Origin of the sequence: Corallococcus exercitus (assembly GCF_042231735.1) — a bacterium.
Taxonomy (GTDB): domain Bacteria; phylum Myxococcota; class Myxococcia; order Myxococcales; family Myxococcaceae; genus Corallococcus; species Corallococcus exercitus_B.
Genome location: NZ_CP102577.1, coordinates 370460 through 392126 on the forward strand (window position 1 = coordinate 370460; position 21667 = coordinate 392126).

Genomic DNA, 21667 nt, shown 5'->3' on the forward strand with positions numbered 1-21667 from the left:
GGGTGCCGCGTTCGCTTCGAGGCGCTGATGGCGCTGCTCAGGCCCGGTGGAGATAGCCGCGGATCTGCTCCGCGAGCGGGTTCTTCCGGGGCAGCTCCGCCGCCGCGGCCGGATCTCCCAGCCGCAGCTTCTTGTCCTCTTCCACGAGGATGCGCTGATCCAACAGGTACTCCACCGCGTTCTCCAGCGTCGTCTTCGCCAGGGACTCGGCGGCGGTGATGCGGCCGGCGTTGTACTCGAGGCGCCCGGTCTCCAGCGCCAGCTTGACGAACGTCTTGCGGTCGGTGGCCACGCCCGCGGCCACGTCCGGCAACGTCATGGCGGCCAGCAGGTAGGCCTCCAGGAAGTCGCGCAGCAGGTCCGCGAGGAACTCCAGGTCCGGCTGCGCGTGGGCCTCCGGCGCGCGCGTGAGCGTGTCGCCCTCGTGGATGACCAGGCCCATGCGCACGAGCCGCTCCACGCACTCGGAGAAGATGGTGTCGAACGACGCGCCCACCCGGTAGATGAACTCCACCTTGAAGAGGCGCGACAGGAACAGCGCGCGGGCCTTCACGGTGTCGTACGGCGCGGGCGTGCCCGCGAGCAGCGCGTTGGCCACCAGGCTGCGCGCGGCCACCAGGTTCATCAGTGTGTTCTTGTAGAAGGACATCTCCGGGCGGCGCGCGTCCTCCACCTGGTAGCTGACCTCGCCGCGCGCCTCCTTCGTGCGCACCATCTCGTCGGAGATGAACTCGCGCATCGCGTCCTGGATGGGGCCCAGCGTCTCCGGGTTGCTCGGCGCGTTGGCCAGCTCCTTGGACAGCCGCGCGCCGTCCTCGGAGGCGATGCGGCGCAGCAGGCTGATCCGGTCCGTGAGCTCGCGCTGGGTGAGGCCGCGCCGGCGGTGGGCCAGGAGCGACGCGCTCACCAGCGCGTGCGGCGTGACGGTGGACACCTTGCTGATGCCGTACATCACGCGGTTGCCCAGCGCGCGCACCAGGCCCTTCTTCTGCTCGTCCGTCACCGGCTCCTGCGGCGACAGGCCACGCGCCTTCATGAACTCCACCAGCGACAGCGGCTCGTCGAAGGTGAGGTGGATGCGGCCGTAGCGCGCCGCCAGCACCTTGGGCGCGCTCAAGAGGGCCTTCAAGTCCTCCGGCTTCTTCTCCCCGCCGGCCAGCTCCTTCGAGTAGCTGTCGGACTCCACCACCTTCTCGTAGTCGATGGAGACGGGCACGAAGTAGAGGTCGTTGCGAGCGCCGTCCAGCACCGCCTCCACCTGCCACGTGAGCATGCCCAGCTTGGGCGTGAGCAGCTTGCCCGTGCGGGAGCGTCCGCCCTCGGGGAAGAACTCCTGGTGGATGCCGTCGTGCACCAGCTTCTTGATGTACGCCTTGAAGGACGCGGCGTAGACCTTGTCGCCCTTGAACGACCGGCGCAGGAAGAACGCGCCGCAGCGGCGGAACAGCGGGCCCAGGGGCCAGAAGGACAGGTTCGCGCCCGCGGCGACCAGCGGCGCGGTGTAGCCCCGGTTCCACAACACCCAGCTCATCACCAGGTAGTCCACGTGGCTCTTGTGGCTGGGGCAGAGCACCACCGGCGCCTTGCCCGCGGCCTTGAGCGCGCGGTGCAGGCCCGCCTCGTCCACGCCAATGCCGTCGTAGATGCGGTTGAACACCCACTCCAGCACCGGCGCGATGAGCGCCAGCACGGACGGGTTGAGCCTGGCCGCGATGGCCTCCAGGTTGCGCTTCGCCTCGCGCTGCACGCTCGTGGGCTTGCGGCCGGTGGCGGCGGCGTGCTCGTCCAGCACCTTGCGCAGCTGCCGGTCGCGCAGCGTCTCCTCGATGAGCCGGTCCGTGGGCTTCTGCGGCGGACCGAACACCGCGCGCGTCTCACGCGCCAGGTACACGTGCAGCGTGCTGCGCACCTTGCGCGCCAGCACCTCGTCGCTGACGCCCGGGTTCTCCTCGATGAAGCGGCGCAGGTCGATGGGCTCTCCCACGCGGAACTGCGCGCGCTTGTAGTTGCGGAAGAAGGCCACCATGGAGTGCACGAAGCCCGGTGCCTCGGGGCTTCCGAACACCACGTCGCGCCAGCCCGGCTTGAGCTTCGCGGCGCGCTTCTCCCAGACGAACAGCTCCGGCACCAGGAACACCGGCCGCTCGGATCCGCGCGCCAGCCGGACCAGCTCGGGGAAGGGATCCTCGCGCGTCTCCTTGCCGGAGGCGTGCAGGAGCGCCGTGCGGCGCAGGAACACCAGGCCGCTGCCGCCCTGCTCGCGGGCGTAGCGGAAGCGCTCCTCCACCGCGCCGCCCTGCGCCGTCTGACGCCAGGGCCGGGTGAACCACGGGCGCAGGTTCACCACCGCGCGGATGGGCGGCATGGCCCGGCGGACCATGGCCCACGCGATGTAGAGGAAGTTGATCCACGCGGTGGTGCGCATGACGTGCACCACGAAGCCCCGGGCGCTGAGCGCGCGCAGCTCGTTCTCGGCCTCGGGGGGGAAATGCACCCCGTCGAAGTACCGTGCCCCGAGCACCCGGGACATGGGACCGAATTCCTCCTTCAAGGCCTCTCCTTGCGTCGCGGTCTGCGCCAGCGCGGTGTCCATCGCAGCCCCCCAGGCTACATGTTTTCCGGCGTCGGGATGCCCAGCAAGGTGAGCCCCGCCGCCAGCGTGATGCGAGTCGCGTCCGTGAGCGCCAACCGCGCCGCCCGTACCGCGTCATTCCCTTCGACGAGGATGCGCTTGTCGCGGTCCTTGTTACCCGCCGTGTAGTAGCGGCTGTACGCCGCCGCGACGTCCAGCAGCAGCCGCGCCACGAGGCTCGGCTCGTACTGCTCCGCCGCCGCCTTCACCGTGTCCGGCAGCCGCATCAGCTCGCGCACCAGGGCCTGCTCCTCCGGGAGCGTGAGCAGCGCGGGGTCGTACGCCGTGGGCACGCCGCCGCCCTTGCGCAGCACGTTCGCGCTCCGGGCGTGCGCGTACTGGAGATAGGGCCCCGTGTGCCCCTCCAGGCTCGTCACCTCGTCCCAGTCGAACGTGTAGTCGCTGGCGCGGTTGTGCTTCAGGTCGCCGAAGACGATGGCGCCCAGGCCGATCTGCTCCGACAGCGCGTCCGCGTCCGTCGTCTCCAGGTTGCCCTGCGCGACGTTCTCCTTCACGCGCTGGAGCACGCGCTCCTTCGCCTCGTCCAGGACCTGATCCAGCTCCACCACCTGGCCCTTGCGCGTGCTCATGCCGTGGATGCGGCCGAACGGCACGTGCACGCACTTGTCCGCCCACGGCTGCCCCATCTCCTTCAGGGTGCGGAACACCTGGCGGAAGTGCAGCGCCTGGTCCTGCGCGACGACGTAGAGCGACTTGTCGAACTGGAAGCGCGCGTAGCGGTCCTCGGCGGCGGCCAGGTCGCGCGTGGCGTAGAGCGTGCTGCCGTCGTTCTTCTTGAGGAGCACGGGCGGCTCGCCGTCCGCGTAGGGCATGTCCACGATGATGGCGCCCTGGGACTCCTTCGTGCCGGGCTTCTTCGCGATCTGCTCGATGACCGCGTCCATCTTGCCCTGGTAGCGGCTCTCACCCTCGATGTGCTCGAAGTCGATGCCCATGCGCGCGTAGACGCGCTTGAAGCCCTTGAGGCTCGTCTCCCGGAACTGGTTCCAGAGCTTCATCGCCTCCGGCTCGTTGGCCTCCATGCGGCGGAAGAACTCGCGGGCCTTCTCGTCGAAGGCGGGGTCCTCGCCAGCGCGCTTGTTGGCCTGCACGTAGACCTGGACCAGGTGCGCCATGTCGTCGATGCGCGCCGGGTCGCCGTACTCCTGGAAGCCCACGGCCACGAGGCCGAACTGCTTGCCCCAGTCACCCAGGTAGTTGATGCCCTCCACGCGCCAGCCCAGCGCGCGGTACAGGTTCGCGATGCAGTGGCCCAGGAACGTGGTGCGGATGTGGTGGAAGCCAATGGGCTTGGCGATGTTGGGCGACGAGTAGTCGATGACCACCGTCTTGCCCTTGCCGTCCTCCGCGTCGCTGCCGTAGGCCACGCCCGCCAGGCGCACGCCGTCGATGACCTCCTGGGTGAAGGGGAGGGGGAGGAAGCGCGCGTTGACGTACGGGCCCACGGCCTTCACCTCCAGGCCCGGGACCTGGAGTGTCTGCGCCAGCTGCGCGGCGATGGCGGGGGGCGCCTTCTTCTGCGCCTTGGCGAGGGGGAAGGTGGCGAAGCTCAGGTCGCCGTGCGCGGGGTCCGCGGGCTTGACCTGGGGCTCGATGTCGGCGGCGGGGACACCCAGGGCCCCGGCCAGGGCCTGGGCGAACGCCGCGCGGTAGCGGGAGTAGACGGAAGTGCTCATGGACCGCGCGGATACTACCCAAGGCGGGGCGCCTTCCAGCCACCTCTTCTGTGGGGAAGGCGCCGGAGCGTCTTTCAGGTCACGGCGGGGCCGCGGCTCTTGGGGCGCACCACCGAGGCCACGGTGTCCAGCAGCTTGGGCAGCTTCAGCGGCTTCTCGAAGTACCCGTCGATGCGGTCCGGCCCTTCACCCGAGGTGAGGGACGCCACGTCGCTCGCGCCCGAGATGATGTAGACGACCACGTCCGCCAGCGACTCCGTGGTGCGGATGTAGTGGAGCACGGAGCGTCCGTCCTCCCCCGACAGCCGCAGGTCCAGCAGCACCATGGCCGGCCGGATGTGGGACAGGATGGAGCGCGCCTCGGCGGCGCCGGACGTGGCCATCACCCGGTAGCCCTCCTGCTCCAGCACCTGCTCCAGGACCTCGCGGCAGTCCACGTCGTCCTCCACCAGGAGGATGCCGCCCGCCTTGGGCGCCGCCTGGTTCACGTCCGGGGCGCTCACGGCGCTCGCGAACAGGGGCAGGACCATCTGGAACGTGCTGCCCTCGCCCAGCACGCTGGACGCGTCCACGCGGCCGCCGTGCAGCGCGACGATCTTCGCGACGAGCGGCAGGCCCAGGCCCGCGCCCGGCGGACGGGGCATGCCCGGCTGCGCGCGGTAGAACGAGTCGAAGACGTGCTCCAGCGCCTCGGCCGTCATGCCCTGGCCGGAGTCCTTCACGGTGAGGATGCCCAGGCCCTCGCTGGACGACACGCTCACCTCGACGACGTCGTCCGTCTCGCTGTGGTGGATGCCGTTCTCCACGAGGTTGTGGATGGCCTCGGAGATGCGCTCGCGGTCGCCCCGGACGAACACCTCCGGGCAGGGGGGAATCACCACGCGCACGCGGCTGTGCTCCGCGACGGCGCCCAGCCCCCGGATCACCTCTTCCGCCACGGCCTTGAGGCCGAAGGGGCGCTGGTTGAGCTGCATCTTCCCGGACGACAGCCGGGACATCAGCACCAGGTCGTTCACCTGCTGCAGCAGCCGGTCCGCGTTGCGATCGCAGATCTGCACCGCGCGGCGCTGGCCGTCCGTCAGCGCACCCAGCTTCTCCCGGCCCAGCATGGCCAGGTAGGCCTTGATGGTGGTGAGCGGGTTCTTCAAGTCGTGGGACACGTTGCCGAGCAGCTCCTCGCGGTTCTGCTCCAGGCTCTTGAGGCCCGCGATGGCCGTCTGCAGGTCCTTGTTGCGCCGGGCGCTGTCGTCGCGCAGCCGGGCCACCTCGTAGGCGGCGGTGAGCTGCGACGCCAGCGACTGCATCAGCACGTCGGACGCCTTGCGGCGCGCGCCCAGCACCACGAGCACGCCCGTCACGCCCTGCGGTCCCTCCAGGGGAACGGCGACGGTGTCGTCCTCGCGCAGGAGCACCTTGTCGGTGAAGCACCGGCCCACCACGCCCTCTCCCGGGACGGCGGCGGTGACGCGCTCGTCGTAGCGTCCGCGCACGTGCTCCACGTGCAGCTGGTTGCGCGACGGGAAGTGGCGCGCGACGTAGCAGACCTTCGGCTTGAGCAGCGTGTGGAGCGTCTGCAGCTGCGCGCGCAGGGCCTCGGTGGGGCCCGCGTTGTCGGTGAGCTGCCGGCCCATCTCCAGCAACGCCTGGGCGGCGGTGTCGGTGTCCACGGGCGGAGGCGGTTTGGCCGTCCGCTTCGGGGGAACCTTCTTCGCGGTGGTGGCGGCGGGGCGCAGCGGAACCACCTCTGCGAGCTGCGGACCCTTCTTCTTCGATGGCACGCGTGAATCCTGCTTCATGTTCCGCGTGGGAGGGAACCTCACCGGAGCCCGGCGCCCTCCACCAACGCCGAGCGTGTCAGGTGTCCGACAGCCCCCCAGCCCCGCCGTCCGGGCCTACATCCCGGGAACGGCCGGGCGCCTGCTCACGGCCGGCGCTGGATGCGGCCGTCCTTGTCCAGGCTGTAGGGCTCCACGAGGGCGGCCTGCACCTTGTCCTGGTAGCCCTGCACGCCGAAGCCGCTCTCCGCCAGGGCCGCCAGCGCCACGGTCTGCACGCGGCGCGCGGTGTCCTCGGAGGTGAGCAGCTGGAGCAGGGGCTCGCGCGCCGGCTCGTACTTCAGGGGCCCCAGGACGTTGATGGCGGCGATCTTCACGTCGTCGGACATGTCCTCCAGGAAGGGGAGGACGGCCGGGGCCACGCGCGGGTCCTGCTTGCCCAGCACGTGGTGCAGCAGCACGACCTTCTTCTCCGGGTCGCGCGTGTAGCGGGAGGACAGGTGCAGGAGCGTGTCGGCGATGACGCCCATGAGCGCGTCCTCGGAGAGCAGCTCCTGGAGGATGCGCAGCGCCCAGGACGTGGCCTGATCGCTCGTCTTGAGGAAGGCGCTCACCGGCGCGACGGCGTCCTGGCCGAAGTGCTTGATGAGCTCGAAGGTGTGTTCCTTCTCGTCCGCGTCGGTGGTGAGCGGGTCCACGGTGATGGTGAACCGGCTGAGCAGCACCGTGACGGCCTCGGGGTACTTCATCTCCCCCAGCTGCTGCAGGGCCTTCTGCCGCGTGGACGGCTCCCCGTACTTCTGGGTCACCTTGGACTTGAGCTTGAGGGCTTTTTCGGGGCCCGAGCCGCCCGTGAAGATATCGAAGAGACCCATAGGTACGTACCCGCTCCGGATTCGGAAGGTGGAGGCGCCATGTAGGACGGTGCGCCTTCGAGGACAAGAGGCAAGACGACTACAACGACAGCTCCCGGCGCACGTCTCCCCGGTAGGCCCGCGCCAGCGTCTCCGCGGCGGCCCGGACCTCGTCCGTGGCCTCCTCGGGGACCTTCACCTGGAGCAGCAGGTACATGTCGCCCGGGGTGCCTCCCCGGAGCGACGGGACGCCGCGTCCCTTGAGCCGCATCTTGCGGCCGGACTGCGAACCCGCCGGGACCTTCAGCGTCACCTCGCCCTGGAACGTGGGCACGCGCACCTCGCCGCCCAGGAGCGCCTCGGACACCGTCACCGGGAGATCCAGGTAGAGGTCGTCACCCTCGCGGCGGACCAGCGGGTGCTCGGACACCTCCGTCTCGATGTAGAGGTCCCCCGGAGGGCCCCCCTGGATGCCCGCCGCGCCCTGGCCCGCCAGCCGCACCTTGGAGCCGGTGACGACGCCCGCCGGAATCTTCACCGTCAGCCGGGTCGTCTCCTCCTTGATGCCACTGCCGCCGCACTGGGAGCAGGGCTCCGGGGCCTTCCCGCTGCCGCGGCAGGTGGGGCACACGCCGGACCCGCCGAACATGGCGCCGCCCCGGCGCGCCCGGCCCGTGCCGTTGCACGTGGGGCACGTCACCAGCTTCCCCGTGTTGCCCTCGCCGTGGCACTTGGAGCAGCGGCCCGGACGCTGGAGGGACAGGGTGCGCTCGGTGCCGGTGACGGCCTCGGCGAGGGACACCTGCACGCGGGTCGTCAGGTCGTCGCCGCGCTCGGCCGCCGTGGACCGGCTGCCGCCCCGGCCCCGGCCGAAGAGGTCGTTGATGTCGAAGCCGCCTCCGCCGCCGCCAGCACCCGCGCGCCCGAAGATGTCGTTGAAGAGGTCCCCCAGGTCCACGCCCTCGGTGCTGAAGGGGATGCCGCCGCCGCCGCTGCCCCCGGCCGCCTGGGCCGCGCGGTACTGGCGGTAGGCCGCGGCCTTCTTCTCGTCGAAGCCGATCTTCTCCGCGTCCTCGCCGAACTCGTCGTAGAGCGCGCGCTTCTTCGGATCGCCCAGCACCTCGAAGGCGGTGTTGATGCGCTTGAACTTCTCCTCGGCCCCCTTGTCCCCGGGGTTGACGTCCGGGTGGTGCTGGCGCGCCAGCTTCCGGAAGGCCTTCTTGAGGTCGTCCGCCGAGGCCGTCCGTGGCACGCCCAGAATCTGGTAGTAGTCGTCAGCCATAGGTCTTTAGGGTGGTGCAGTACCCGACAAGGAAGAACGTAACCAGCGGGGCGGTGAGCGCCAGCACGGGATGTCGGGACAGCGCCGCGATGGTTACAGTCGCCGGAAGATGAGGAAGGCCATGCCAGCACCGCGCCCCCGCCGGACGGCCCCCTTGTGGCTGGCGTGCGGACTGCTTCCAGTGGCCCTGGGGTCCGGGACGACCGCCCATGCCGCCCCACCGCCGCCCGCTCCCTCCATGGATGAGGGCAGGGTGGTGGACCGCGTCGTGGCGGTCATCGAGGGACAGGTCCTCACCCAGAGCGAGCTGGAGATGGAGGCCCGGGTGGCGCTGATCCAGCGGGGGGCCGTGCAGGCCGCCGCCCTGCCGCTGGACGAGCAGACGCTCCGGGGGGCCCTGGAGCTGTCCATCAACCAGCGCCTCCAGGTCCTGAGCGCGGACCGCCTGCAGGCCTTCCCGGCCGAACCGGCGGAGGTGGAGGTCCGGCTGGACGCCTTCCGCGCACGGCTGGGAGGGGAGGAGGCACTCCAGCGCTTCCTGGCCCGGCACGGCGTGGACCGCGACGCCCTGGTGGCCGTGCTGGCGCGGGGGCTGAGGGCGGAGCGAATCCTCGACAGTCGGGTCCGGTTGAAGGCACAGGTGAGCGAGGCGGAGGTTCGTCACCACTATGACGCGCACCGGGACCTGTACCCCGGTGAGTTCGACCAGGCGGCGCGCACGGCCATCCGCGAGGAGCTGGTGCGGGCGCGCTACGGAGAGCTGGCGGCCCAGGCCCTGGCTGAAGTACGCAGGTCGGCGCAGGTGCGGCGGGTGGCGCCCTTCGCACGGGAGGCACGGCGATGAGACGGCTGCGGGAGGACGGGACGCCCGACAGGGGGAAGGGCTTCCTCATCCGGCAGATGACCGTGGACGACATGCCGGCGGTGATGGCGCTGGAGAAGGCGTCCTTCAAGAACCCCTGGTCCACGGAGCTGCTCGGGCGCGAGCTCCAGCATGACTGGTCCACCATCCTCCTCGTGGAGGAGCCGCGCCCCGAGGGCGGCGTGGAGCTCCTGGGCCTGGCCATCTTCTGGATCGTCCACGACGAGGTCCACGTCCTCAACGTCGCTACCGCCCCCGTGCACCGCCGCCGGGGCGTCGCGCGCACCGTGATGGAGGAGGTCCTCCGCCGGGGCGTGGCGCGGCGGTGCTCCCTGGCCACGCTGGAGGTGCGCCGGGGCAACGAATCCGCCCTCAACCTCTACCGCTCGCTGGGCTTCCGGCCGGTCGGCATCCGTCCGAACTACTACGTGGACGAGGGCGAGGACGCGATCGTGATGGTCCTCGACTTCTAGGGGCGTAAGGGAGTAGAGCGTCCGGCCGTCGTCGCAGTCCCAGGTTTTTCGGGTGTGAGGGGAATGCACCCGGGTCCTCTGGCCGGTTCTGGCCCAGGGGCAAGCCATGCTTGACACCCGGGGGGCCCTCCCTATACTCGCGGGCCTTTTGTGTAGCCTGTAGGTAGATATGCTCCGCTTTCGTGTAGCCGGACGCGGGGTCCCCATCGAAGAAGAGGTTTCAGTGCCGACCATCAGCCAGCTCGTCCGCAAGGGCCGCGAGAAGCTCAACATCAAGGGCAAGAGCCCTGCCCTGAAGGAGTGCCCCCAGAAGCGCGGCGTTTGCACGCGCGTCTACACCACGACCCCGAAGAAGCCGAACTCGGCCCTCCGCAAGGTGGCCCGCGTGCGTCTCACCAACGGCATCGAGGTCACCTCCTACATCCCCGGCGTGGGTCACAACCTCCAGGAGCACTCGGTGGTCATGATCCGCGGTGGCCGTGTGAAGGACCTCCCGGGCGTTCGCTACCACATCATCCGCGGCACGCTGGACTCCGTGGGCGTTGCCGGTCGCAAGCAGAGCCGTTCGAAGTACGGCGCCAAGCGCCCCAGCTAGTTCCGGTTCCCCCGCGCGTCGTTGGCGCGGAACACCTTCGCGGTATCTGAAGAAGTGTCGGACGCTGGCCCCACACCCTGGGGAGTGTCCCTGGAAGTTCCAAGCAGTCGTTCTTGAAGCCCCTGAACAAGGCTTCCCTCGGAGCGAGGGGAGTGGGGCGTAAGGGAAGAGATGCCTCGTCGTCGCGTAGTCGCCAAGCGGAAGATTCTCCCGGATCCGAAGTTCCAGGACCGGCTCGTCACCAAGTTCGTCAACGACCTGATGCGCAAGGGGAAGAAGTCCATCGCGGAGGGCGTGTGCTACGGCGCCTTCGCCCTCATGGAGGAGCGCGCGAAGGAAGACCCCCTCAAGACGTTCAAGAAGGCCCTGGACAACGTCAAGCCCGTCCTCGAGGTGAAGAGCCGCCGCGTCGGTGGCGCCACCTACCAGGTGCCCGTGGAGGTCCGTCAGGACCGCCGCGTCGCGCTGGGCATGCGCTGGATCATCTCCTACGCCAAGGCGCGTGGTGAGAAGACCATGCAGGAGAAGCTGGCCGGCGAGATCATGGACGCCGCCAACAACCGCGGCAACGCGGTGAAGAAGCGTGAAGACACGCACAAGATGGCGGAAGCCAACAAGGCCTTCGCTCACTACCGCTGGTAGGTCCCGAAAGGGGCTTCGCGGTTGCCGCCCGGATGCGCTGCCAGCGTCCGGGCGGTTTTGTTTGTCAGCCCTGGCTGAAAGCCCAAGAGACGTCCGGAAGGAACCGAGTCATGGCCCGTGAGTTCCCCCTCGAGCGCTACCGCAACATCGGCATCATGGCGCACATCGATGCCGGCAAGACGACCACCACCGAGCGGATCCTGTTCTACACAGGCGCCATCCACAAGATGGGCGAGGTGCACGAAGGCACCACCACCACGGACTGGATGGTCCAGGAGCGCGAGCGCGGCATCACCATCACCTCCGCGGCCATCAGCGCCTTCTGGGAGCGGATGGGCCAGCGCTACCGCGTGAACATCATCGACACGCCGGGGCACGTGGACTTCACCATCGAGGTGGAGCGCTCGCTGCGCGTGCTCGACGGCGCCATCGCCGTGTTCGACGCGGTCAACGGCGTGGAGCCGCAGTCGGAGACGGTGTGGCGCCAGGCGGACCGCTACAAGGTCCCGCGCATCTGCTTCATCAACAAGATGGACCGCGTGGGCGCGGACTTCGAGATGTCCGTCGGCACCATCAAGGAGAAGCTCGGCGCGCGTCCGGTGCGCATGCAGCTGCCCCTGGGCAGCGAGGACAAGCTCAAGGGCGTCATCGACCTGGTGCGCATGAAGGCGCTGGTGTTCCAGGACGCGGAGCAGGGCAGCCGCTTCGACATCGTGGACATCCCGGAGGACTACCAGGAGGCCGCCAACGTCGCGCGCGGGGAGCTGCTGGAGGCCGCGGCGGAGCAGGACGACGCGCTCACGGAGAAGTTCCTCAACGGCGACGAGCTGACCGAAGAGGAAGTGCGCGGCGCCATCCGCAAGGGCTGCGTGGGGCTGAAGCTGTTCCCGGTGTTCTGCGGCTCGGCGTTCCGCCACAAGGGCGTGCAGCCGCTGCTGGACGCGGTGGTGGACTACCTGCCCAGCCCGCTCGAAATCCCGCCAATCCACGGCAAGACGCCCAAGGGCGAGGACGCCATCCGCGAGACGCGCGACGACGCGCCCTTCAGCGCGCTGGCGTTCAAGATCATGAACGACCCGTCCTTCTCGTCGCAGACGCTGACGTTCCTGCGCGTCTACTCGGGGAAGCTGGAGGCGGGCACGGCGGTGTGGAACTCCGTGAAGGGCAAGCGCGAGCGCGTCAGCCGGCTCGTGCAGATGCGCGCGGACAAGAAGGACGAGCTGACGGAGTGCTACGCCGGCGACATCTGCGCGGTGGTGGGCCTGAAGCTCGCGACCACGGGCGACACGCTCTGTGACGACAAGCAGCCCGTCATCCTGGAGCGGATGGAGTTCCCCGAGCCGGTCATCGACATCGCCATCGAGCCGAAGTCCACCGCGGACCAGGACAAGATCATCCAGGCCCTGCAGCGGCTGGCCATGGAGGACCCGTCCTTCCGCGTGCGCTCCAACGAGGAGACGGGCCAGACGCTCATCGCCGGCATGGGCGAGCTGCACCTCGAAATCATCGTCGACCGGCTCCTGCGCGAGTTCAAGGTGGACGCGAACATCGGCAAGCCGCAGGTGGCCTACCGCGAGACGGTGACCGGGACGAAGGAGGCGGAGGGCAAGTACATCCGCCAGGCGGGAGGCAAGGGGCAGTACGGCCACATCAACCTGCGCGTGTCCCCGAACGAGCCCGGCAAGGGCTTCGAGTTCGTCAACAGCATCACTGGCGGCGCCGTGTCCAAGGAGTTCGTGGACGCCGCGCGCGACGGCGCGAAGGAGGCCATGCAGAACGGCCCCGTGGCGGGCTACCCCATGGTGGACGTGAAGGTGGAGGCCTATGACGGCTCCATGCACGACGTGGACTCGTCGGAGATGGCGTTCAAGATCGCCGGCTCCATGGCCTTCAAGGACGCGGTCCGCGCGGCGAACCCGGTCCTCCTGGAGCCCATCATGGCCACGGAGGTCGTCACCCCGGAGGCCGCCATGGGCGACGTTATCGGCGACCTGAACGGCCGGCGTGGGAAGATCCTGGGCATGACGCCCCGGCCTGGCGGCGTGCAGGCCATCCAGGCGGAGGTGCCCCTGGCCGCCATGTTCGGGTACTCGACCGACCTGCGCAGCAAGAGCCAGGGAAGGGCGACCTACACCATGCAGTTCAAGCACTACGCACCGGCGCCCAAGTCAGCGCTCAACCCGAGCTACTGACCTCCTGGCCGTAGGGGGAGCCGCCGGGCGAATTCTGTTGACGTTCCAGCGGCTTTGAAGCACACGCAGCACCCTTCGGAAGTTCTCTCGAAGTCCTATACCGCCGGGGTTGCACCGGCGGCGTCGTGAGGAGCGGTTCATGTCCAAGGAAAAGTTCGATCGCAGCCTGCCCCACGTGAACATCGGAACGATTGGGCACGTGGACCACGGCAAGACGTCGCTGACGGCGGCCATCACGAAGGTGCTGGCGAAGACGGGCGGCGCCACGTTCCTGGCGTACGACCAGATTGACAAGGCGCCGGAAGAGCGCGAGCGCGGCATCACCATCTCCACGGCGCACGTGGAGTACAAGACGAAGAACCGCCACTACGCGCACGTCGACTGCCCGGGGCACGCCGACTACGTGAAGAACATGATCACGGGCGCGGCGCAGATGGACGGCGCCATCCTGGTGGTGTCGGCGGCGGACGGCCCGATGCCCCAGACGCGTGAGCACATCCTGCTGGCGCGCCAGGTGGGCGTGCCCTACATCGTGGTCTTCCTGAACAAGGTGGACCTGCTGGACGACCCCGAGCTGCGCGAGCTCGTGGAAATGGAAGTTCGCGACCTGCTCAAGAAGTACGAGTTCCCTGGCGACACCATCCCCATCGTCCCCGGCTCCGCGGTGAAGGCGCTGGAGGGTGACACCTCCGACATCGGCGAGCCGGCCATCCTGAAGCTGATGGAGGCGGTGGACAGCTACATCCCGACGCCGCAGCGCGCGACGGACAAGCCCTTCCTGATGCCGGTGGAAGACGTCTTCTCCATCGCCGGCCGTGGCACGGTGGCCACCGGCCGCGTGGAGCGCGGTGTCATCAAGGTGGGCGAGGAAGTGGAAGTCGTCGGTCTGCGCGCGACGCAGAAGACGGTGGTGACGGGCGTGGAGATGTTCCGCAAGCTGCTGGACGAGGGCCGGGCGGGCGACAACATCGGCGCGCTGGTGCGCGGCCTCAAGCGCGAGGACATGGAGCGCGGGCAGGTGCTGGCCAAGCCGGGCAGCATCACGCCGCACACGAAGTTCAAGGCTCAGATTTACGTGCTGTCGAAGGAAGAGGGCGGCCGCCACACCCCGTTCTTCAAGGGGTACCGTCCGCAGTTCTACTTCCGCACCACGGACGTGACGGGCACGGTGAAGCTGCCGGACAACGTCGAGATGGTCATGCCGGGCGACAACATCGCCATCGAGGTGGAGCTCATCACCCCGGTCGCGATGGAGAAGGAGCTCCGGTTCGCGGTTCGTGAAGGCGGCCGCACGGTGGGCGCGGGCGTCGTGGCGGAAATCATCGCGTAGCACTCAGCCCACCAGCTCTCCGGAAGGCCCCTTGTGGGCGGTTCCGGGGAGCCGGTGGAAATCCAGTTGCAACCCATGGGGTGTGGTGGTACACACCGCGCCCCTTCGTTCCGAAGAAACGGTTCTCTGAAATCCAGGCGTTGACGGGCGTACCGCCTCACGGTTCCCAGAGGTCGTTCAAAGAGGTTCTTGCGAATGGCGACACAGAAGATCCGCATCCGGCTGAAGGCGTACGACTCGAAGCTCCTGGACCAGAGTGCTGGGGAGATCGTCGAGACGGCCAAGCGCACGGGCGCCAAGGTGGCCGGTCCGATCCCCCTGCCGACGCGCATCAACAAGTTCACCGTGTTGCGTTCGCCGCACGTGGACAAGAAGAGCCGCGAGCAGTTCGAGATCCGCACGCACAAGCGCCTGCTCGATATCCTCGAGCCGACCCAGCAGACGCTGGACGCGCTGATGAAGCTGGATCTGTCTGCCGGCGTTGACGTCGAGATCAAGTCCTAGGAAGCGGGATGGCGTCGGAGTGGTTTCACTCTGACCCCCGAGGAAAGTGCCATGGCGAAGTTTGACGTAGTCGACCTGGATTTGAAGAAGGTGTCGGAGATCGAGCTCTCCGACGAGATCTTCGGCGCCGAGCCGAACACCCACCTGTTCTACGAGGTGGCGAAGATGCAGCAGATCAACCGGCGCCGCGGCACGGTCGGGGTGAAGAACACCTCGCTCGTCAGCGGCGGCGGCAAGAAGCCCTGGAAGCAGAAGGGCACCGGCCGCGCCCGTCAGGGTTCGATCCGCGCTTCCCACTGGGTGGGCGGCGGCAAGGCGATGGCCCCCAAGGCCCGTGACTACTTCTACCGGCCGCCCCGCAAGGTCCGCCGCGGTGCCCTGCGCGCCGTGCTGTCCCTGCGTGCCCGGGAGAAGCAGCTCATCATCCTGGATGGCTTCAAGCTGGACGCCCCGAAGTCGAAGCAGGCCTTCGAGGTGCTCACGCGCCGTCTGAAGCTCCAGAACGCGCTGGTCATCGACGAGCGTGGCAACACCAACCTGCACCGCAGCGTGCGCAACCTGGCGAAGTTCGACGTGCTGCCGCCCGAGGGTCTCAACCTCGAGTCCGTGCTCAAGCACTCGCACATCGTCCTGACTTCCGCCGCCGCGAAGGCGCTCGAGGGGTCCCTGTCATGAACCTGAACGACGTCATCAAGGGCCCGCTCATCACGGAGAAGCTGGACAAGGCCCGGGAGAAGTTCCGCCAGTACTCGTTCATCGTGGACCGCAAGGCCACGAAGCACGACGTGTCCCGCGCGGTCCAGTCCCTGTTCAAGGTCACGGTGGAGGGTGTTCGCACCAACATCGTGCGTGGCAAGACGAAGCGGGTGGGCAAGAGCATCGGCCAGCGCCCCAACTTCAAGAAGGCGGTCGTCACCCTCAAGGAAGGTGACAAGATCGAACTCTTCGAAGGGGGAGCGGTCTGACGCCACTGGCGTACAGATCCGCCTGAGAGGAACACACCATGGGCATCAAGAAGTACAAGCCGACAAGCGCCGCCCGCCGTCTGATGACGGTGTCCGACTTCGCGGACATCACCAAGGACTCGCCGGAGAAGTCCCTCACCGAGCCCATCAAGCGCTCCGGTGGCCGCAACGTCCACGGGCACATCACCCGCCGCCACCAGGGTGGTGGTCACAAGCGCCGCTACCGCGTCATCGACTTCAAGCGTCGTGACAAGGACGGCGTGCCGGCCAAGGTCGTCGCGGTCGAGTACGACCCGAACCGCACCGCCAACATCGCCCTCCTGCACTACGCGGACGGCGACAAGCGCTACATCCTGGCCCCCGTGGGCCTGAGCGTGGGCGACACCGTGTTCGCCGGCTCCACCGCCGACATCCGGCCGGGCAACAGCCTGCCGCTGCAGAACATCCCGGTGGGTACGGTCATCCACAACGTGGAGCTGAAGCCGGGCCGTGGCGCCCAGGTCATCCGCTCCGCGGGCACCTCCGGCCAGCTGATGGCGAAGGAGGAGCGCTACGCCCAGGTCCGTATGCCCTCGGGCGCCGTGCGCAAGGTGCTCATCGAGTGCCGCGCCACCGTGGGCCAGGTGGGCAACATCGAGCACGAAATCATCCGCATCGGCAAGGCGGGCAAGAGCCGCTGGCTGGGCATCCGTCCCACCGTCCGCGGTCTGGCGATGAACCCTGTCGACCACCCGCACGGTGGTGGTGAGGGTAAGTCCGGCCAGGGTAACCCGCACCCGGTGTCTCCGTGGGGCAAGAAGACCAAGGGCCTCACTACGCGCACCAACAAGCGCACCGACAAGTTCATCGTGAGCGGCCGCCGCCAGGGCGCGCGCAGCCAGTAAGAGGATTTGAAACATGGCTCGTTCGATCAAGAAGGGTCCGTTCGTTGACGATCACCTCCTCAAGAAGATCGAGGGGATGATCGCCGCGAACAAGAAGGCGGTCGTCAAGACCTGGTCCCGGCGCTCCACGATTCTCCCTGAGTTCGTGGGTCACACCTTCGCCGTTCACAACGGCAAGAAGTTCATTCCGGTGTTCGTCACGGAGAACATGGTGGGCCACAAGCTCGGCGAGTTCGCTCCTACGCGCACCTTCGGTGGGCACTCGGCGGAGAAGAAGGTCGCCAAGGCCCCGGGCAAGTAGCCCGTTCGCACGCCTGAGAGCCTGAGGAGATGACCATGGAGTCGACTGCACATCTGCGTCACCTGCGCATGAGCCCGCGCAAGCTGTCCCTCGTCGCGGCGCTCATCCGGGGCAAGCCTGTTGAGGCCGCCCTGAACATCCTGAAGTTCACCCCGCGCGCTGCCGCGCGGCCGGTGGAGAAGCTCATCAAGAGCGCCGTCGCCAACGCGACGGACCTGTCCAAGGGTCAGGTCGACGTGGATACGCTCTACGTCAAGACCATCTCCGTGGACCAGGCCGCCACCCAGCGCCGGTTCATGCCGCGCGCCATGGGACGCGCGACGCCCATCCAGAAGAAGTCTGCCCACGTCCACGTCGTGCTGGCCGAGGCCAAGAAGTAGGACCCGTCGGGCCCCGCCCGGACGCACCAAGGAGATTCAGTTTGGGACAGAAAGTACATCCGATCGGGTTCCGGCTCGGCGTCATCAAGACCTGGGACTCCAAGTGGTTCGAGCACAAGAACTACGCCCAGTGGCTCCACGAGGACATCCGCATCCGCGAGTTCGTGAAGAAGTCGCTGAACCACGCGGGCGTGTCCAAGGTGGAGATTGAGCGCGCCGCCAACAAGGTGAAGGTCAACGTCCACACCGCTCGGCCGGGCATCGTCATCGGCAAGCGCGGCGCTGGCATCGAGACCGTCAAGAAGGACCTGCAGCAGTTCACCAAGAACGAGGTCTTCCTGAACATCGTCGAGGTCCGCAAGGCCGAGACCGACGCGCAGCTCGTGGCGGAGAACATCGCCACGCAGCTCGAGCGCCGCATCGCCTTCCGCCGCGCCATGAAGAAGGCGCTGCAGACCGCGATGAAGTTCGGAGCCAAGGGTATCCGCGTGGCCTGCTCGGGCCGCCTGGGTGGCGCCGAGATGGCCCGCTACGAGTGGTACCGCGAGGGCCGCGTGCCCCTGCACACCCTCCGCGCGGACATCGACTTCGGCTTCGCCGAGGCCAAGACGACCTACGGCAAGATTGGCTGCAAGGTCTGGATCTGCAAGGGCGAGGTCCTCCCCGGCAAGGGCGGCCAGGCCCCCATGCCCACCAACCGGTAAGACGCCCCTGTGGGGCGGGTTTAAGAGACCCGCCCTGCACGGAAGGCACGAAGGACATCGACCATGCTTCAGCCTGCTCGAACCAAATACCGCAAGATGCAGAAGGGCCGCATGTTCGGCTCGGCCCACCGCGGCAGCGACCTCACCTACGGTGAGTTCGGCCTGGTGAGCCTCCAGCCGGGCTGGATCACCTCGCGCCAGATCGAGGCGGCCCGTATCGCGATGACCCGCCACGTGAAGCGCGGCGGCAAGATCTGGATCCGGATCTTCCCGGACAAGCCCATCACGAAGAAGCCCGCCGAAACCCGTATGGGTACCGGTAAGGGTGGCGTGGAGTACTACGTCGCGGTCGTCAAGCCGGGACGCGTCCTCTACGAGATGGAGGGCATGACGCAGGAGATCGCCACCGGTGCGCTGAAGCTGGCGCAGGCGAAGCTGCCGGTGCTCACCAAGATCGTGCGCCGCAGCGAGCTCTCGCTGTAGTCACGCACCGCCGGGGGCGGGCGCTCCACCTGGTGACAGGGGAGGGCGCCCGCATCCCGTGCCGAGGAGACCAAGATGGCGACTGCGAAGGAACTGAAGGACCTGTCGACGGACGACCTGCAGAACCGCGCGAAGGAACTGCGCGACACGCTGGTCCAGGATCGGCTCAAGCGTCGGACCGGCTCGCTGGACAGCCCCGCTGAGGGCGTGCAGCACCGCCGTGATCTGGCCCGCATCCTCACCGTCCTGGGCCAGAAGGCCCGGGCCGCGAAGGCGGGGTAGTAGTAGCAGTGCATCCGCGGGCATCCGGGCTCACCCGGATGTTCGTGGCCATCCGGGCAGAGGGCCCGGGTGCATGACAGACAGTGAGAACCAACATGGCTGAAGCGACCGAAACGCCCGCTGCCGAGACCTCCACCCGGGGTCGTCCCAAGACCCGCGTGGGCATCGTCACCTCCAACAAGATGCAGAAGACGGTGGTCGTCACCGTCCAGCGTCGTGCTCCCCACCCGAAGTACGGGAAGATCATGAGCCTGCGCGAGAAGTACAAGGCGCACGTCGAGGATCACGACTACCCGAAGAAGGTCACCATCAACGAGGGTGACCGGGTGCGCATCGCCGAGACCAAGCCCGCTTCGAAGGACAAGCGTTGGCGCGTGGTCGAGGTGTTGGAGAAGAGCAAGAACGTCTAGGTAGGCCACACCGCGTCCGTGCGCCATGAAGCGCGTGGACGGGTTCGAGCAAGAGGAGACTTCACATGATTCAGATGCAGAGTGTGCTCGATGTGGCCGACAATTCGGGCGCCAAGAAGGTGTTTTGCATCAAGGTTCTCGGCGGCTCCAAGCGCAAGTACGCCTCCATCGGCGACGTGATTGTCGTGTCGATCCGCGAGGCCCTGCCCAACTCCAAGGTGAAGAAGGGTGACGTCGCGAAGGCCGTCATCGTCCGCACCCGTCGCGAGGTGGGTCGTGCGGATGGCAGCTACATCAAGTTCGACGGCAACTCGGCGGTCCTCATCAACAAGGACCTGGAGCCCATCGGGACGCGCATCTTTGGGCCGGTCGCCCGTGAGCTGCGTGCCCGCAAGTTCATGAAGATCATCTCGCTGGCGCCCGAGGTCCTCTAAGAGGACGCAGGCCTGACGGCGAACAGCCAGAGTGAGGAAGCCATGCAGAAGCTGAAAGTCGGTGACACCATCCAGGTCATCTCCGGGTCTGAGCGCTCGGAGAAGACGCCGGCGACCAAGCGCGGCAAGGTGCTGAAGGTTGACCGGGAGGCGGGCCGCGTGACGGTCGAGGGCCTGCGCCTGGTCAAGCGCCACATGCGCAAGACGCCGCAGAGCCCCGAGGGCGGCATCATCGAGAAGCCGGGCACCATCGCGCTCTCGAACGTCCAGGTGGTCTGCGCCAAGTGCGACAAGCCGACGCGCGTCGGCATCCGCAAGGAGGGGGAGTCCTCCAAGCGGTTCTGCAAGCAGTGTGACGCCCTGATTGACTAGGGGTCGGTGTTCGGGCATGTATGCGCGCCCCTTGCCCCACCATGTGGTGGGGCAAGCGGGCGTGCACGTCCAGAGAGCTGAAATGGTTGGGCTCTCCGGGTGTTTCCACGTTCTAGACGCAGGACTGATCGGACGCGCTGGGTCCATGACGGCGCCCCGAAGCAGGGGAATGACAGATGGCTGACGAGAAGAAGGCCGACTCGAAGGAAAAGAAGAGCAAGAAGCGCGGCAAAGAAGAAGCCAAGAAGGTCGGCTTCGCCGCGAACATCGAAGAGGGCCTGAAGGCCCGCTCGGCGCGCCTCAAGGACCGCTTCCGTTCGGAAGGCGTCCCCGCGCTGATGAAGGAACTGGGGCTCAAGAACCCCATGGAAGTGCCGCGGCTGGAGAAGATCGTCGTCAACATGGGTCTGGGCGAGGCGCTCGCCAACAACAAGATCCTGGAGTCGGCGGTGGACCAGCTGGCCGCCATCACCGGTCAGAAGCCGGTCGTGACGCGCGCGCGCAAGTCCATCGCGAACTTCAAGCTGCGCCAGGGCCAGGCCATCGGTGCCGCCGTCACGCTGCGCGGCGACCGCATGTTCGAGTTCATGGACCGCCTCATCACCGTCGCGCTGCCGCGCGTGCGTGACTTCAAGGGCGTGTCCCCGAAGGCCTTCGACGGGAAGGGCAACTACACGCTCGGTGTCCGCGAGCAGATCATCTTCCCGGAAATCAACTACGATCAGATCGAGAAGGTGAAGGGGCTCAACATCAGCTTCGTCACCACCGCCCCGAACGACGAGCAGGGACTGGCGCTGATGCGTCACTTCGGCATGCCGTTCCGTCAGTAGGACCGAGCCCAGGACTCCCATCGATCATGGCCAAGCTCTCCAAGATTGCCCAGGCGAAGCGCAAGCTGAAGTTCCCCGTGCGTCAGTACAACCGCTGCCCGCTCTGCGGTCGTCCTCGCGCCTTCCTGCGCAAGTTCAAGATGTGCCGCATCTGCCTGCGTCACCGCGCGCTGCGCGGTGAAATCACCGGCGTCACCAAGTCGTCCTGGTAGGCGCTGGAACCCGGAAGCCGTCCCTGTCCTGAAGAGGGCAGGGCGGTGCCCGGTTGAAGTAGAAGGGAAGTGGCGGTCTCCGCGAACCCCCGGGATGGGCCCGGCAGGCGTGGTGGCTGCAAGCGCGGTGTGCTCCTGAAGGAGCTCCCGCATTGCTTGAAGGTGCTTCATGCCGGTCAATGATCCCGTCGGCGACATGCTGACCCGCCTGCGCAACGCCTCGCGTGCGCGGCACGACAAGGTTCTCATTCCCCACTCGAAGCTCAAGGTGGAGATCGTCAAGGTCCTCAAGGACGAGGGCTACATCGGGGATTTCACCATCCACGAGGTCGCGCCGCAGAGCGAGATCACCGTCCAGCTGAAGTACGGCCCGGACCGCAGCCCGGCCATCACCGGCATTCGCCGTGTGTCGAAGCCCGGCCTGCGCCGCTACGTCGCGGTGCGCGACATCCAGCCGGTGCTCGGCGGCATGGGCATCTCCATCCTCTCCACCTCGCGCGGCATCCTGGTGGACACCGAGGCCCGGAAGCAGAAGGTCGGCGGCGAGCTGCTCTGCACGGTCTACTAGCCAG

The 21667-nt window shown here is 67.7% G+C and carries 26 protein-coding genes; 21 read left to right on the top strand and 5 right to left on the bottom strand.

What is annotated here, in order from left to right:
- Window positions 1-37 precede the first annotated feature (37 nt).
- The 5 genes from NR792_RS01655 to dnaJ form a co-directional block, all read right to left on the bottom strand.
- On the bottom strand, window positions 38-2593 hold the full coding sequence (locus tag NR792_RS01655) for a 1-acyl-sn-glycerol-3-phosphate acyltransferase (protein ID WP_375758323.1): 2556 nt from the start codon (window positions 2591-2593) through the stop codon (window positions 38-40).
- Window positions 2594-2607: 14 nt separating this feature from the next.
- Window positions 2608-4329, bottom strand: a complete 1722-nt coding sequence (gene argS / locus NR792_RS01660; RefSeq protein WP_375758324.1) for an arginine--tRNA ligase — start codon at window positions 4327-4329, stop codon at window positions 2608-2610.
- Between the two features lie 74 nt (window positions 4330-4403).
- Window positions 4404-6107 carry an ATP-binding protein gene (locus tag NR792_RS01665; RefSeq protein WP_375758325.1) on the bottom strand — a complete coding sequence of 568 codons (1704 nt, stop codon included), beginning with the start codon at window positions 6105-6107 and terminating at the stop codon, window positions 4404-4406.
- Between the two features lie 143 nt (window positions 6108-6250).
- The gene (locus tag NR792_RS01670) at window positions 6251-6979 is read right to left on the bottom strand and encodes a HEAT repeat domain-containing protein (RefSeq protein WP_375758326.1); all 729 of its coding nucleotides are present in this window, start codon (window positions 6977-6979) and stop codon (window positions 6251-6253) included.
- 79 nt (window positions 6980-7058) lie between these two features.
- Entirely contained in the window at window positions 7059-8240 is a 1182-nt protein-coding gene (gene dnaJ / locus NR792_RS01675) for a molecular chaperone DnaJ (protein ID WP_375758327.1), read from the bottom strand.
- A 121-nt stretch (window positions 8241-8361) separates the two neighbouring features.
- On the opposite strand from dnaJ, the gene NR792_RS01680 reads away from it, so the two are divergent.
- The 21 genes from NR792_RS01680 (at window position 8362) to rpsH (ending at window position 21663) form a co-directional block, all read left to right on the top strand.
- Window positions 8362-9084 carry a hypothetical protein gene (locus NR792_RS01680; protein ID WP_375758328.1) on the top strand — a complete coding sequence of 241 codons (723 nt, stop codon included), beginning with the start codon at window positions 8362-8364 and terminating at the stop codon, window positions 9082-9084.
- Window positions 9081-9575 carry a ribosomal protein S18-alanine N-acetyltransferase gene (gene rimI, locus NR792_RS01685; protein WP_120530114.1) on the top strand — a complete coding sequence of 165 codons (495 nt, stop codon included), beginning with the start codon at window positions 9081-9083 and terminating at the stop codon, window positions 9573-9575. Before NR792_RS01680 ends, rimI begins: the two co-directional genes overlap by 4 nt.
- 223 nt (window positions 9576-9798) lie before the next feature.
- Window positions 9799-10170 (top strand): 30S ribosomal protein S12, encoded by a 372-nt coding sequence (rpsL, locus tag NR792_RS01690; RefSeq protein WP_014395857.1) that lies wholly within the window; start codon window positions 9799-9801, stop codon window positions 10168-10170.
- 171 nt (window positions 10171-10341) lie between these two features.
- Window positions 10342-10812 (top strand): 30S ribosomal protein S7, encoded by a 471-nt coding sequence (rpsG, locus tag NR792_RS01695; RefSeq protein ID WP_014395858.1) that lies wholly within the window; start codon window positions 10342-10344, stop codon window positions 10810-10812.
- Window positions 10813-10922: 110 nt separating this feature from the next.
- Window positions 10923-13004, top strand: coding sequence for an elongation factor G (gene fusA / locus NR792_RS01700; protein WP_375758329.1), 2082 nt, complete (start codon window positions 10923-10925; stop codon window positions 13002-13004).
- A 139-nt stretch (window positions 13005-13143) separates the two neighbouring features.
- Complete coding sequence (gene tuf / locus NR792_RS01705; RefSeq protein WP_143901324.1) at window positions 13144-14334, top strand: elongation factor Tu; 1191 nt, start codon at window positions 13144-13146, stop codon at window positions 14332-14334.
- Window positions 14335-14529: 195 nt separating this feature from the next.
- Window positions 14530-14838, top strand: a complete 309-nt coding sequence (rpsJ, locus tag NR792_RS01710; protein WP_002633608.1) for a 30S ribosomal protein S10 — start codon at window positions 14530-14532, stop codon at window positions 14836-14838.
- Between the two features lie 51 nt (window positions 14839-14889).
- Complete coding sequence (gene rplD / locus NR792_RS01715; protein WP_014395861.1) at window positions 14890-15513, top strand: 50S ribosomal protein L4; 624 nt, start codon at window positions 14890-14892, stop codon at window positions 15511-15513.
- Window positions 15510-15803, top strand: a complete 294-nt coding sequence (locus NR792_RS01720) for a 50S ribosomal protein L23 (RefSeq protein ID WP_120523548.1) — start codon at window positions 15510-15512, stop codon at window positions 15801-15803. Before rplD ends, NR792_RS01720 begins: the two co-directional genes overlap by 4 nt.
- Window positions 15804-15841: 38 nt before the next feature.
- Window positions 15842-16687: a 50S ribosomal protein L2 gene (rplB, locus tag NR792_RS01725; protein ID WP_338270243.1), complete on the top strand. Its 846-nt coding sequence runs from the start codon at window positions 15842-15844 to the stop codon at window positions 16685-16687.
- Between the two features lie 13 nt (window positions 16688-16700).
- Window positions 16701-16988 (top strand): 30S ribosomal protein S19, encoded by a 288-nt coding sequence (gene rpsS / locus NR792_RS01730; RefSeq protein WP_014395864.1) that lies wholly within the window; start codon window positions 16701-16703, stop codon window positions 16986-16988.
- 35 nt (window positions 16989-17023) lie between these two features.
- On the top strand, window positions 17024-17368 hold the full coding sequence (rplV, locus tag NR792_RS01735; RefSeq protein WP_014395865.1) for a 50S ribosomal protein L22: 345 nt from the start codon (window positions 17024-17026) through the stop codon (window positions 17366-17368).
- A gap of 41 nt (window positions 17369-17409) precedes the next feature.
- The gene (rpsC, locus tag NR792_RS01740; RefSeq protein WP_120523546.1) at window positions 17410-18072 is read left to right on the top strand and encodes a 30S ribosomal protein S3; all 663 of its coding nucleotides are present in this window, start codon (window positions 17410-17412) and stop codon (window positions 18070-18072) included.
- Window positions 18073-18135: 63 nt separating this feature from the next.
- Entirely contained in the window at window positions 18136-18555 is a 420-nt protein-coding gene (rplP, locus tag NR792_RS01745) for a 50S ribosomal protein L16 (protein WP_014395867.1), read from the top strand.
- Between the two features lie 75 nt (window positions 18556-18630).
- Entirely contained in the window at window positions 18631-18837 is a 207-nt protein-coding gene (gene rpmC, locus NR792_RS01750; protein WP_120523545.1) for a 50S ribosomal protein L29, read from the top strand.
- An 83-nt stretch (window positions 18838-18920) separates the two neighbouring features.
- Entirely contained in the window at window positions 18921-19247 is a 327-nt protein-coding gene (rpsQ, locus tag NR792_RS01755; protein ID WP_169821648.1) for a 30S ribosomal protein S17, read from the top strand.
- A gap of 65 nt (window positions 19248-19312) precedes the next feature.
- Window positions 19313-19681 (top strand): 50S ribosomal protein L14, encoded by a 369-nt coding sequence (rplN, locus tag NR792_RS01760; RefSeq protein ID WP_014395870.1) that lies wholly within the window; start codon window positions 19313-19315, stop codon window positions 19679-19681.
- A 42-nt stretch (window positions 19682-19723) separates the two neighbouring features.
- On the top strand, window positions 19724-20053 hold the full coding sequence (gene rplX / locus NR792_RS01765; protein ID WP_120523543.1) for a 50S ribosomal protein L24: 330 nt from the start codon (window positions 19724-19726) through the stop codon (window positions 20051-20053).
- A gap of 176 nt (window positions 20054-20229) precedes the next feature.
- Window positions 20230-20883, top strand: a complete 654-nt coding sequence (rplE, locus tag NR792_RS01770) for a 50S ribosomal protein L5 (protein ID WP_120523542.1) — start codon at window positions 20230-20232, stop codon at window positions 20881-20883.
- A 26-nt stretch (window positions 20884-20909) separates the two neighbouring features.
- Window positions 20910-21095, top strand: a complete 186-nt coding sequence (locus NR792_RS01775) for a type Z 30S ribosomal protein S14 (protein ID WP_120523541.1) — start codon at window positions 20910-20912, stop codon at window positions 21093-21095.
- A 169-nt stretch (window positions 21096-21264) separates the two neighbouring features.
- A complete protein-coding gene (gene rpsH / locus NR792_RS01780) occupies window positions 21265-21663 on the top strand; it encodes a 30S ribosomal protein S8 (protein ID WP_120553366.1) in 399 nt (132 codons plus the stop codon).
- The last annotated feature ends 4 nt before the right edge of the window (window positions 21664-21667 follow it).

What these genes read in the sequence shown, in the direction of transcription:
- NR792_RS01720 (WP_120523548.1), top strand. Translation starts at nt 15,510, where the DNA reads ATGAACCTGAACGACGTCATCAAGGGCCCGCTCATCACGGAGAAGCTG.
- rpsS (WP_014395864.1), top strand. Translation starts at nt 16,701, where the DNA reads ATGGCTCGTTCGATCAAGAAGGGTCCGTTCGTTGACGATCACCTCCTC.
- rpsH (WP_120553366.1), top strand. Translation starts at nt 21,265, where the DNA reads ATGCCGGTCAATGATCCCGTCGGCGACATGCTGACCCGCCTGCGCAAC.
- fusA (WP_375758329.1), top strand. Translation starts at nt 10,923, where the DNA reads ATGGCCCGTGAGTTCCCCCTCGAGCGCTACCGCAACATCGGCATCATG.
- rplB (WP_338270243.1), top strand. Translation starts at nt 15,842, where the DNA reads ATGGGCATCAAGAAGTACAAGCCGACAAGCGCCGCCCGCCGTCTGATG.
- rplN (WP_014395870.1), top strand. Translation starts at nt 19,313, where the DNA reads ATGATTCAGATGCAGAGTGTGCTCGATGTGGCCGACAATTCGGGCGCC.
- dnaJ (WP_375758327.1), bottom strand. Translation starts at nt 8,240, where the DNA reads ATGGCTGACGACTACTACCAGATTCTGGGCGTGCCACGGACGGCCTCG.
- rimI (WP_120530114.1), top strand. Translation starts at nt 9,081, where the DNA reads ATGAGACGGCTGCGGGAGGACGGGACGCCCGACAGGGGGAAGGGCTTC.
- argS (WP_375758324.1), bottom strand. Translation starts at nt 4,329, where the DNA reads ATGAGCACTTCCGTCTACTCCCGCTACCGCGCGGCGTTCGCCCAGGCC.
- rplD (WP_014395861.1), top strand. Translation starts at nt 14,890, where the DNA reads ATGGCGAAGTTTGACGTAGTCGACCTGGATTTGAAGAAGGTGTCGGAG.
- rplX (WP_120523543.1), top strand. Translation starts at nt 19,724, where the DNA reads ATGCAGAAGCTGAAAGTCGGTGACACCATCCAGGTCATCTCCGGGTCT.
- rplE (WP_120523542.1), top strand. Translation starts at nt 20,230, where the DNA reads ATGGCTGACGAGAAGAAGGCCGACTCGAAGGAAAAGAAGAGCAAGAAG.
- NR792_RS01655 (WP_375758323.1), bottom strand. Translation starts at nt 2,593, where the DNA reads ATGGACACCGCGCTGGCGCAGACCGCGACGCAAGGAGAGGCCTTGAAG.
- rpsG (WP_014395858.1), top strand. Translation starts at nt 10,342, where the DNA reads ATGCCTCGTCGTCGCGTAGTCGCCAAGCGGAAGATTCTCCCGGATCCG.
- rplV (WP_014395865.1), top strand. Translation starts at nt 17,024, where the DNA reads ATGGAGTCGACTGCACATCTGCGTCACCTGCGCATGAGCCCGCGCAAG.
- rpmC (WP_120523545.1), top strand. Translation starts at nt 18,631, where the DNA reads ATGGCGACTGCGAAGGAACTGAAGGACCTGTCGACGGACGACCTGCAG.
- tuf (WP_143901324.1), top strand. Translation starts at nt 13,144, where the DNA reads ATGTCCAAGGAAAAGTTCGATCGCAGCCTGCCCCACGTGAACATCGGA.
- NR792_RS01775 (WP_120523541.1), top strand. Translation starts at nt 20,910, where the DNA reads ATGGCCAAGCTCTCCAAGATTGCCCAGGCGAAGCGCAAGCTGAAGTTC.
- rpsJ (WP_002633608.1), top strand. Translation starts at nt 14,530, where the DNA reads ATGGCGACACAGAAGATCCGCATCCGGCTGAAGGCGTACGACTCGAAG.
- rplP (WP_014395867.1), top strand. Translation starts at nt 18,136, where the DNA reads ATGCTTCAGCCTGCTCGAACCAAATACCGCAAGATGCAGAAGGGCCGC.
- NR792_RS01680 (WP_375758328.1), top strand. Translation starts at nt 8,362, where the DNA reads ATGCCAGCACCGCGCCCCCGCCGGACGGCCCCCTTGTGGCTGGCGTGC.
- NR792_RS01670 (WP_375758326.1), bottom strand. Translation starts at nt 6,979, where the DNA reads ATGGGTCTCTTCGATATCTTCACGGGCGGCTCGGGCCCCGAAAAAGCC.